Annotated in this window: 4 protein-coding genes and 2 rRNA genes (1 of these 6 running past the window's edge); 1 reads left to right on the forward strand and 5 read right to left on the reverse strand. The window is 33.9% G+C overall.

Features of this window, described 5'->3' with window-relative positions:
- Positions 1-35 precede the first annotated feature (35 nt).
- A complete protein-coding gene (locus MUN68_RS13220) occupies positions 36-1,106 on the reverse strand; it encodes an anhydro-N-acetylmuramic acid kinase (protein WP_249996032.1) in 1,071 nt (356 codons plus the stop codon).
- 92 nt (positions 1,107-1,198) lie between these two features.
- On the opposite strand from MUN68_RS13220, the gene MUN68_RS13225 reads away from it, so the two are divergent.
- Positions 1,199-2,341 (forward strand): acyl-CoA dehydrogenase, encoded by a 1,143-nt coding sequence (locus MUN68_RS13225; protein ID WP_249996033.1) that lies wholly within the window; start codon positions 1,199-1,201, stop codon positions 2,339-2,341.
- A 106-nt stretch (positions 2,342-2,447) separates the two neighbouring features.
- On the opposite strand, the gene MUN68_RS13230 is transcribed toward MUN68_RS13225, so the two are convergent.
- The 4 genes from MUN68_RS13230 to MUN68_RS13245 all read right to left on the reverse strand — a co-directional run.
- Complete coding sequence (locus MUN68_RS13230) at positions 2,448-8,216, reverse strand: fibronectin type III domain-containing protein (protein WP_249996034.1); 5,769 nt, start codon at positions 8,214-8,216, stop codon at positions 2,448-2,450.
- Positions 8,217-8,407: 191 nt separating this feature from the next.
- On the reverse strand, positions 8,408-10,837 hold the full coding sequence (locus MUN68_RS13235; RefSeq protein ID WP_249996035.1) for a helix-turn-helix domain-containing protein: 2,430 nt from the start codon (positions 10,835-10,837) through the stop codon (positions 8,408-8,410).
- A gap of 109 nt (positions 10,838-10,946) precedes the next feature.
- A 5S ribosomal RNA gene (gene rrf / locus MUN68_RS13240) occupies positions 10,947-11,054 on the reverse strand.
- A 94-nt stretch (positions 11,055-11,148) separates the two neighbouring features.
- Positions 11,149-12,747: ribosomal RNA gene (locus MUN68_RS13245) — 23S ribosomal RNA — on the reverse strand (it continues 1,220 nt past the right edge of the window).

The raw sequence follows: 12,747 nt of genomic DNA on the forward strand, positions 1-12,747 counted from the left end.
AGCCAAGATGAACAAATGTAAGTAATTACTTTCCGTTAAATGTTAAATGTATGAATGACACCTGAAGAATGATTGTGAGTTGCACCAGTTACAGTTGCCAAGCAATTTGTTTCATCCCTTAATTTAAGTACTCCTAAAAGCCCAAAAATCAAAGCCTCTTTATACTCTATGAGGTCTTCGGATGGGATTATAATTTCATTTTGACATAAATCCTTTAAACGATCAATTAAAAACGTATTATAAACACCTCCTCCAGAAATTAAAACTGAAGACTTTGAGTTCTGTTTTATCACTAAAACAATTTGGATTACAATGTGTTCTACAACAGTTCGTAACACATCTTTAATTTCCAATTGATAATGGTCAATTATTGGAATAACATTAGAATTAACCCATTCTAATCCCAATGATTTCGGGAAATCTAATTGATAAAACTCTATAGCATTTAACGCTTTCAATAAAGAATGATTTACTTTACCCATTGCAGCAATCTTTCCATTAGCATCATATTCTAAACCTATTTTTTCGCTATAATAATTTAAGACAATATTTACAGGACAAATATCGAATGCGATGCGATTTTTATTTTTTTTAAATGAAATATTAGCAAAGCCTCCAAGGTTAAGGCAATACTCATATTTTGAAAATAAAACTTGGTCACCAATTGGAACCAAAGGTGCACCTTGACCGCCAAGTTTAACATCCTGAACTCTAAAATTACAAACGACTTTTTGTTGTGTTAATTCTGCAATTTGCTTTAGATTTCCAATTTGATACGTCAAACCATTTTCTGGTTGATGCAAAGCCGTATGGCCATGAGAACAAATTGCATCAATATTTCTAAGTTTAATTTTTGTAATAAAATCATTGATAACATTAGACAAATACATCGTATAATTTGTATCAATACTTTTTAATTCATTTTGGTCTTGATTAACGAGATTAGTCAGTATGGTTTTCCAAGAATCTGTATAAGGAACTGTTTCTGCATTATTGATTTTGTAAGTCCAACCATCATTAAATTCAAATGTAATGTGTGCTAAATCAATTCCATCTAAAGAAGTGCCTGACATTACACCAATAACATTATATCTAGATTTTATCATATTCAGTAAAAATAAGAATCATTATTGAAAATATGCTAATAAAAAGTTATCTTTGACATCATTTTTTATCAAATCAATAATCACAATTTACTATGGATTTTAGTTTAACCGAAGAACATATTATGATTCGCGAAGCAGCTCGCGATTTTGCACAAACCGAATTGCTTCCAGGCGTTATAGAACGTGATAATGCACAAACTTTCCCTGAAGAAATTGTACGCAAAATGGGGGAACTTGGCTTCTTAGGAATTATGGTTGACCCAAAATATGGAGGAAGTGGCATGGATGCCATTTCTTATGTGTTAATTATGGAAGAACTTTCAAAAATTGATGCTTCGGCTTCGGTTATGGTTTCAGTAAATAACTCATTAGTTTGTTATGGTCTTGAAGCTTATGGTTCTGAAGAACAAAAACAAAAATATTTAACAAAATTGGCAACTGGTCAATGTATTGGAGCCTTTTGTTTAAGTGAACCTGAAGCTGGAAGTGATGCAACTTCACAAGCAACCACAGCAATTGACAAAGGTGATCATTATGTAATTAATGGCACAAAAAACTGGATTACAAATGGTGGACGAGCAGAAGTATATTTAGTTATTGCTCAAACTGATAGAGAAAAAGGTCATAGAGGAATCAATGCTTTTATTGTTGAAAAAGGTATGGAAGGATTTGATATTGGTCCTAAAGAAGATAAATTAGGAATTAGAGGAAGTGATACTCATACGCTTCAATTTAATGACGTAAAAGTTCCTAAAGAGAACAGAATAGGTGAAGATGGATTTGGTTTTAAATTTGCAATGAAGACCTTGTCAGGTGGACGTATTGGTATTGCTGCACAAGCTTTAGGAATTGCTTCAGGAGCCTATGAATTGGCGCTTAAATATTCTAAAGAGCGTAAAGCCTTTGGAACTGAAATTTGCAATCACCAAGCTATTGCTTTTAAATTAGCAGATATGTATACCGAAGTTGAAGCTGCTAGAATGCTTGTAATGAAAGCAGCTTGGGATAAAGATCAAGGAAACAATTATGATATGTCTAGTGCTATGGCAAAATTATACGCGAGTAAAGTAGCTATGGAACAAAGTGTTGAAGCCGTTCAAATTCACGGAGGAAACGGTTTTGTCAAAGAATACCATGTTGAACGACTAATGAGAGATGCAAAAATCACTCAAATCTATGAAGGGACTTCGGAAATTCAAAAAATTGTTATTTCTAGAGGCGTTATAAAAGGATAATTTTTAATATAAGATATACTTAAAAAGGCTTCAAAATTTAATTTTGAAGCCTTTTTATTTTTAAACTAAAGGTTCTAATAGCGATTTTTTTATTAGAACAGCTTCATTACTCTTTAATTAACTTTACTATCTTTAAATTATCATCTACCCAAATTTTAACAAAATATGCGCCAGACTCATAATTTGAAAAATCTAGCTCAACAGCATTTGTTTTAGGTTTAATAGACATTATATTTTGCCCTAAAATATTATAAACTTCAATAAATGAAATTTCTCTTATATAACTAACATTAAAAACATCTTTAACTGGATTAGGATAATATTTTAATCCTACAAAATTAAATTCAGTTGTACTTAACGTCTGACATGAAATAGTAGCATCCCAACCATCAAAAGTAACACTACTATCTGACGTAAACCAAAACGTCAACGCTCCTGAAGGGTTATTAGAAGTAAAAGGACCTGGATTTGTAGTCCCAGTATATAGTCCTAACAATGGTGCATTGATATCTAAACCATCATAAACTCGTAGAGCATCACAACAACTTTCTAACTGAAATGAATTAAATGTTACTGTAACACGATTAAATCCATCAGATGGTGCTATTATGGTTGTACTATTTTCTCCATCGGTATAGTTCCCATTTTCGCCTCCTGAATCATAAAAATGATCACCATTACAAAAATCAAAAAGTGTTGTAAATGATATTGGCCCAACCCAACTACTATCATCATCTCCTGGATTTACGCCACAATTTGCTCGAATATAATAATCGTATTCAGTATTAGAGTCTAAGCCCATTACGCTAAATGGATTATTAGTTACTTGTAGAACAGTTCCTGTTCCTTGAATAAAACCTACTAATCCATATTCTATTTCCCATGCTGTTTCGTCACTACCTGCTGTCCAACTTAAATCCGCACTACTTGTAGTAATATTTGACACCAATAAATCTGATGGTTCTAAACAAGAAACCCATTCAACAGTTTCAACATTAGAAGGTTGAGATTCGCCTTCGTCATAAATTGCAGTCACATAATAATCATAGATACCATAATCAGGAAGTGTATCAATATAAGTTGTTTCTGAGGTTACAGCTATGACTTGTCCGTCTCTATAAACATTATACTCTATAAAGGCAAGGCTATTTGAGTTTATTGTATAAAGCGTATTAGCATTTTCAGATGGTTCACCATTGCTCATTAGCTCACCAACTATGACTTGAAAATTATAATCTACAGATATAAAATCTGCAAACCAACAACCATTAGAAGACGTTGTACCTTCCATATGGTTTCCTGTTAAAGTTCCAAAATACTGAAATCCAGTATCATCAAACGTCCATGTTATTTGATTTCCGATAAGTTCCCAGGTTCCAGAATTACCTTCAGAGGGAATATTGAATGTTCCACCATCTAAAAAAATCATCTCAACTTGACTATAACTATTATTACAATTATGATCAAAATTTAAAAGCCATCGACCTACAATACTACTTGGTTCTCCCCAATTTAAATCTACAGTACCCAGTTCTTGATCTGACAAAACAGCTGTAAGATAGCCTGGAGGATTAATGTTTTGAGTGGTGAAGGCTATTGGTCCAATCCAACTACTATCATCATCTCCTGGATTTATTCCACAATTTGCTCGAATATAATAATCATATCCAGTATTATAATCTAGGCCTGTCAAACTAAATGGATTATTAGTTACTTGTAAAACAGTTCCTGCTCCTTGAATAAAACCTACTAATCCATATTCGATTTCCCATGCTGTTTCGTCACTACCTGCTGTCCAACTTAAATCCGCACTACTTGTAGTAATATTTGACACCAATAAATCTGATGGTTCTAAACAAGAAACCCATTCAACAGTTTCAACATTAGAAGGTTGAGATTCGCCTTCGTCATAAATTGCAGTCACATAATAATCATAGATACCATAATCAGGAAGTGTATCAATATAAGTTGTTTCTGAGGTTACAGCTATGACTTGTCCGTCTCTATAAACATTATACTCTATAAAGGCAAGGCTATTTGAGTTTATTGTATAAAGCGTATTAGCATTTTCGGATGGTTCACCATTAATCATTAACTCTCCTAATATAATTTGAAAATTATAATCTACAGATATAAAATCTGCAAACCAACAACCATTGGAAGACGTTATACCTTCCATATGGCTTCCTGTTAGAGTTCCAAAATACTGAAATCCATTATTATCAAACGTCCAAGATATTTGATCTCCAATTAACTCCCATACTCCTAAAACACCATCAGGAGGAACACTGAACGTACCATCACTATTAAAGACTATCTCAGCCTGTGAATAATTATTATTACAACTATGATCAAAATTTAAAAGCCATCGACCTACAATTCCACTTGGTTCTCCCCAATTTAAATCTACAGTACCTAGTTCTTGATCTGACAAAACAGCTGTAAGATAGCCTGGAGGATTAATGTTTTGAGTGGTGAAGGCTATTGGTCCAATCCAACTACTATCATCATCTCCTGGATTTATTCCACAATTTGCTCGAATATAATAATCATATCCAGTATTATAATCTAAACCTGTCAAACTAAATGGATTATTAGTTACTTGTAAAACAGTTCCTGTACCTTGAATAAAACCTACTAATCCATATTCTATTTCCCATGCTGTTTCGTCACTACCTGCTGTCCAACTTAAATCTGCACTACTTGTTGTAACATTAGACACCAATAAATTTGTTGGGTTTGGACAACTTATACTCTCACAAATAACTGTAGCATCCCAACCTTCAAAAGTAACACTGCTATCTGACGTAAACCAAAACGTCAATGCTCCTGAAGGATTATTAGAAGTAAAAGGGCCTGGATTTGTAGTCCCAGTATATTGTCCTAACAATGGCGCATTGATATCTAAACCATCATAAACTCGTAAAGCATCACAACAACCTTCTAACTGAAATGAATTAAATGTTACTGTAACACTATTAAATCCATCAGATGGTGCTATTATGGTTGTACTATTTTCTCCATCGGTATAGTTCCCATTTTCACCTCCTGAATCGTAAAAATGATTACCATTACAAAAATCTGCAGGTGTTATAAAAGATATTGGCCCAACCCATCCACTAACATTTGAAACACTACAAATAGATCTTACATATATATCGTAGCTTGTCAATGAACTTAATCCAGAATGTGTATATGGATTTGATGAAACCAATGTTCCAGTTCCAGTAGGTGAATCTCCAGAAGGAACAACCTCTACTTCCCATGATGTAGCACTACCGTTTTCTATCCAGCTAATTTCAAGTGCATTTGTAAAGGCAGTAGTTACCATTAAATTACTAGGTGCAATACAAAATGTTACAAAACTATAAGGGTTAGAATAATTACTTAGACCACATTCATTACGACTTCTAACTCTCCAAAAATAAGTTGTATTGTAATCTAATTCTGAAACAGCATGGCTGTTAGAAAAAACTTCTAAATCAGCTATAATCGTATTAAAATTAACATCTGTTGCAACTTGTATTTCATAACTACTAGCGTTAACATCTTCTTGCCAAGTTAAATTATCGTTGAGATCAATACCAGTTTCTCCATCTAAAGGATATGTTAAATTCGGGCTATTTATTGTGTTATTATAAACAGAAAGTGAAATTATGCTGCTTTTCTCAATAGATGCTGAGTTTCCTTTTATTATTATGTTATGATTGCCTAAGTCTATATTTTGAGAGTTGCTAATAACAACTTCTACATCAATATTATCCTCTGAGGCTGAGGTAGGATTGAATGTTATTGAGGCACCATTTGGCAGCCCTTCTGCAGAGAATGTAGTTGTTTCAGTAAATCCTAAAATTGTATTATAAGTGAAATTATAAACAGCATCGTTTGGCTGACAAATGGAAATAGCACTATCGCTAAAATTCATTAGAAATTCAGAGGTTTGAATATTAATATCAGAACTATTTAAGGCATAAAATATATTATTAGATGCTCTCACCATAATCCTTCCCTGAGATGTAGTAGGAACATTTGGAATTAAAATAGTTTGTGTTCCATCATTAAGAGTGTTCTCAATTAATGTAAATGGATATGTGTAACCACCATCAATAGATAATAATATATCAACTTCAGTAGCATTAATTGGTGCGATATTTGTTCCTGCCACTTCCCAATTTATAGTAATATTATTACCTACATCCCAAGTTTCAGAAACAGATTGAGAAGTAACGGTAAAAGGTCCTGAAGTTGCATCTACAGTTACTGTCATTTCATCGGATGCTGTTTGTCCTCCTCCTATAGCATTATCCCTAACTGTTAACACAAAATCCATAGTTCTTCCAATTGAAGGAACGACCTCCCAAGTTGGCGTAATATTCCCAATAATAACATCATCAATCTGTGGCATATATCTATTAGGATTCAGATCTGGTAGTTTTGACCTAAACATTGGGCCTTGTACTCTAGTTGGAGATGGTGGTTGATCACTAAAAGGATTCTCTGGATCGTTTTCTTCCCAACAAAATGATAACATATTATTATCAACATCAGTTCCCTGACCTTCAAGTATAAACGCAGTAGATATTGGTATAATAAAATCATTACCAGCATTTGCTGTAGGAGCTTCATTTGCTGTTGAGATAATTTGTGCACAAGAGCTTCCGTTAATTGTCCATTCTGCAATATCTCTTATATCGACATAATTAAAATAGTCATCAGATTCGTTTTGAACATTAGCTGGACAAATTCCTGCATATCCCATTATTGTACTACCACTACCTGGTTCAACTTCCTGTAATTCATTCGAACTTCTGCAATTAAAATTACTCTGAACATGCCAACCACCAAATTGATGTCCAAATTCATGACTAGCAATTATATTAAAATGATCTGAATCAGGAGCACTATGAACTGTATAACCGCTTCCTTTTTGGCCTGGAGTACAAACACAAGCAATACAACCTGCATTTCCATATATATTATTTTCATAACCAAACAAGTGACCAACATCATAATTGGCGTCACCTATTGTTGAATCTAGGGTGTTTTGCAAAATACCGTTGTCAATGCTATAAGGATCTGTAGCCGGATTTAAAAAAATGACGTCTTCATTATTAGCAATAAGTTGCATAGTTACAGAAAAGTCTCTTTCAAAAATTCCATTTATTCTTGTTAATGAAGTGTTGATTGCGGCCAAAACTTTAGCCTTACGTTCTTGATCATCTACTTCGGTTCCATCTTGAAAAAACTGAGAAAATTCTCCAGTAGTAGAAATTGCCGCTCTATATAGCCTAAGGTTACCATCATCGGCATTTCTTTGCTCTCCAGAATCAAAATTAGAAGTCCTATTACTATATTCATCTATGGTTGCACATTCAAAATCAGTTAATCTATTATTTAATTCACTTCTTGAAAAAACACTATAAATATTCTTTTTTAAATCTAAAGGTTTAATTAAAATTGTTTCTCTATTTAGATTTGCAATAGCAACTTGTATTCCCTGAGAAGGTGCATAACTAATTCTAGCTATTGCATTGTTTTTAATTCCCTTCGCTATATATGATTTGATACTTGGAAACTTAGCAGCTAATTCTGGATGAAAATTAGAAGCTTCATACATGTAATAACGCTCTAAAATTCCATTTTCGTTAGGTAATTCGATTATGACTTGAGATTGTTTAACACTAAATCTCGAAGGCACAGAACTTATTTGTTGAATAAATTGTTGCGCATTTAATCTAAATTGGATAGACTTTTGAGGCTGATCTGGAATTTGCTTTTGTGTCGTTGAAATGATAGTTTTTTCCCAAACATTTTTTTGAGCAAATACATTACAACAAAGTAATAGAAATGCAATAACTAATGAAGTTTTTCTCATTTTATTTAGAAGTATATTTCGATTTTGAGAAAACAAATTAATACTAATAAATCAAATGAGAAATTTTTCTATAATATATTTTGTTATTATTTTAAATCTAACAGTCTTTAATGCAAAAACCTTATATATAAGCACTTAATATTTCAAAAAAGAAAGTATTCAATTTAAATAATTGCATTTTTGAATACAATTTATTTATCATTTAAATACTCTATTACCAAACGTAACTCACCAAAAGTATACTTGGCATCAATTTGATATTTTAAATCTGACAAGTTCTCAAATTTATGTTTTGGGATAATTTCTTTTAATTCTTTATAGTGTTTTTTAGAAATTAAATCAGTGATTTCAATTTCTCCAGATAGCATAAAACTTGCCAAATGGCCGAATATAGTATTTACATTTAATTCTCGCTCTAAAGCTATTTGATCAATAGATTTTCCGGATTTGAAAAGTTCGAGTGAGACTCTTTTAGTATCTCCTTTTTGTCTTTTTGGTTTTAGAGTTTCAAAGAGCTCAGTTTCTTTAGATGTTTCTATATCATTTTCATCGCAATACTCTCGAATTACCCTTAAAATATCATTTCCATATTTTTCAACACGCACTTTACCAAAACCATTCACCTTTAAAAGTTCATTTTTATTTGTAGGCAATGTTTCACACATTTCATACAAAGCTTTCTGTGTGAATATTTGATAATGTATTAAATTATTTTCATTAGCAATTGTGTTTCTTAATTCGCGTAATAACTCAAATAACTCAACATTAGTAGTCCCATCAATAATAGTTTTACGAGGTTTCTTTGAATTTTCTTTAGCTAGAAACATCGATTTTGCTCTTAATTCTAAAAACGTTTGAACTTTAAAACCGTTTGACAAATTAGAAAAATAGAGCAATTTTGTTGCAATTAATTCTTCAATATTATCTAATTGTTTATTTAAATCTTTTTCAATAGTTTTATTATCAGTTGTAAATCCAAAAATTTTAAAAGGTTCAATAATTTTAGTGTTTGTTTCAATTTTAAAATAATCAACAGCCTTTTTAAAACGTTCTTGAACTTCATCACTAGTTTCTGGCATTAATATAATTTCAGATAGTTTTCTTAATTGAGTTTTAAAAGCATTAGCAATTTTAAGAAAATTAGTAACACCATCTTTCATAGTGTTTAAAGGTGCTTCAAGATCACCTTCAATACTTCTTCTGTTTTTATAATAGATTTCAATTACTCGATTTATAGGATATAAAAACTTATAAAAATCGAATAATTCTGAAATTAAATTAAGCTGAAACTCAGATTTTGACTTTTGCAATATGGTTTCATTTGGTTGATTTTCATCAGCCATTTTATTAAACGATATTACATTACTATCACAAATTATTTGACTAGAATTAATTTTATTTAACAATACTAAACCTTCTAAATTTTTACAACGACTCAATGCCACGTAGGTTTGTCCATGAGCAAAAGCTCCTTGTACATCAATAATTGCTTTTTCAAAAGTTAAGCCTTGACTTTTATGGATAGTAATAGACCAAGCTAATCTCAAAGGTATTTGAGTATAAGTACCTATTTTATCCTCAGTAATAGCTTGGGTATTTGGATCAACTGTATATTTAATGTTTTCCCAAATTTCTGGTTTAGTAATAATGTTAAAATTATCATCTGGGCATTTAATGATAACTTCGTTTTCATCCAAAAAAATAACTTTACCAATTTTACCATTATAATAGAGTTTTTCTGGTGAACTATCATTTTTAATAAACATTACTTGAGCTCCTACCTTCAATATTAGTTCATGAGTATTTGGAAATGAATGCTCTGGGAATTTACCTTTTATAGTAGCTGTGTAAGTATGTGATTTACTTTTAAGTTTTTCAAGTTCATTTTTATTAGTTTGATTAGCCTTAGTGTTATGAGTTGTCAAAGAAATGTAACCTTCATTCTCTTTAGGAATAAAATTAGGTTGATGACGTTTATTTATTTCTTCCGCAGATGCTATGGTAAGTTTATTACTCCTAATTTGATTAAGGATATCAATAAATATAGGATTCTCTTGTCTATAAATATGCCTTAATTCTATTGTAACTGTTTTACTTTGTTGATATGCTTGACTACTAAAGAAGAAAGCGCTCTTATAAAAAGGGCTTAATAGTCGCCATTCATTTTCTTTTATTACTGGAGAAAGTTGTTGTAAGTCACCAATCATTAGCAACTGTACACCACCAAAAGCTAATTTATTATTTCTAAAACGTCTTAATATTTCATCTATTCCATCCAATAGATCTGCCCTAACCATACTTATTTCATCTATGACTAAAATATCTAAAGATCTAATAATGTTAACCTTCGTTTTACCAAACTTTCTATTAGATGAAGTTAACACAGTGTCAGGCAAAATTGGACCAAAAGGCATTTGAAAAAAGGAATGAATAGTTACCCCTCTAGCATTGATAGCAGCTACACCTGTAGGTGCTACTATTACCATTCGCTTATGAGAGTGTATTTTTAATTTATGCAAAAAGGTAGTTTTACCTGTTCCTGCTTTTCCTGTTAAAAATATATTTCTACTTGTATTATTAACAAAATCCCATGCTAAATCTAACTCGATATTCGTAACCATTCAATATATATCTGAATTTATTTAAAAATAAAAAAAAATACAAAATATAGAGTATTTACTACAAAAAATTTAAAATAAAAAGCCCTTCATATTACTATGAAGGGCTTAAAAAAGGCGACGACCTACTCTCCCACAAATGCAGTACCATCGGCGCAAATGGGCTTAACTTCTCTGTTCGGAATGGTAAGAGGTGAGCCCCATCGCTATAACCACCTTAAATCTTTGGTTGTTATAAATAATCAACACTAATATCTTAACATATTGAAAAAAAATATCATAAAAATAATATTGCAACTCTAAAAAAACAGGTGTACAATAAGCCTATGGGTTATTAGTACTACTCGGCTATGACATTACTGCCTTTACACCTATAGCCTATCAACGTGGTCATCTTCCACGACCCTTTAAAGAAATCTCATCTTGTGGTAGGTTTCGCGCTTATATGCTTTCAGCGCTTATCCTTTCCCAACGTAGCTACCCAGCAATGCTCCTGGCGGAACAACTGGTACACCAGAGGTTAGTCCAACTCGGTCCTCTCGTACTAGAGTCAGATCCACTCAAATTTCTAACGCCCACAGTAGATAGAGACCGAACTGTCTCACGACGTTCTGAACCCAGCTCGCGTGCCACTTTAATGGGCGAACAGCCCAACCCTTGGGACCTTCTCCAGCCCCAGGATGTGACGAGCCGACATCGAGGTGCCAAACCCCCCCGTCGATATGAGCTCTTGGGGGAGATCAGCCTGTTATCCCCGGCGTACCTTTTATCCTTTGAGCGATGGCCCTTCCATGCGGAACCACCGGATCACTATGCTCTACTTTCGTACCTGATCGACCTGTATGTCTCTCAGTCAAGCTCCCTTATGCCATTGCACTCTACGCACGGTTACCAAGCGTGCTGAGGGAACCTTTAGAAGCCTCCGTTACTCTTTTGGAGGCGACCACCCCAGTCAAACTACCCACCAAGCACTGTCCTTCTCTCGAAGTTAGACTCTAGATAAGCAAAGGGTGGTATTTCAACAATGACTCCACAACGCCTAGCGACGTCACTTCAAAGTCTCCCACCTATCCTACACATTACTTATCCAAAACCAATACTAAGCTATAGTAAAGGTGCACGGGGTCTTTTCGTCCCACTGCGGGTAATCGGCATCTTCACCGATACTACAATTTCACCGAGCTCATGGCTGAGACAGTGTCCAGATCGTTACACCATTCGTGCAGGTCGGAACTTACCCGACAAGGAATTTCGCTACCTTAGGACCGTTATAGTTACGGCCGCCGTTTACTGGGGCTTCATTTCAGATCTTCGCCGAAGCTAAACCCTCCACTTAACCTTCCAGCACCGGGCAGGTGTCAGGCCCTATACATCATCTTTCGATTTAGCAGAGCCCTGTGTTTTTGATAAACAGTCGCCTGGACCTTTTCACTGCGGCCCACATTTCTGTGGGCGACCCTTCTCCCGAAGTTACGGGCCGATTTTGCCTAGTTCCTTAGCCATGAATCTCTCGAGCACCTTAGAATTCTCATCCCAACTACCTGTGTCGGTTTAGGGTACGGGCTGCTTCACTCGCTTTTCTTGGAAGTCGCTTCTCTGGATTATCACCTTGACCGTAGTCTCAGTGTACTATCGCGGTATTACTACTCGCTTCAACGTACTATTCCGTCAGTACGCACCAAATACACGCCTCCGTCACTTTTAGTGTGAGCAGGTACAGGAATATTAACCTGTTGTCCATCCACTTCCCCTTTCGGGTTCGCGTTAGGTCCCGACTAACCCTCAGCTGATTAGCATAGCTGAGGAAACCTTAGTCTTTCGGTGTGCGGGTTTCTCGCCCGCATTATCGTTACTTATGCCTACATTTTCTTTTGTAGCTTCTCCAGAATGCCTCACAGCAAACCTTCGGCGAC

Origin of the sequence: Psychroserpens ponticola, from assembly GCF_023556315.2 — a bacterium.
Classification (GTDB): Bacteria; Bacteroidota; Bacteroidia; order Flavobacteriales; family Flavobacteriaceae; genus Psychroserpens; species Psychroserpens ponticola.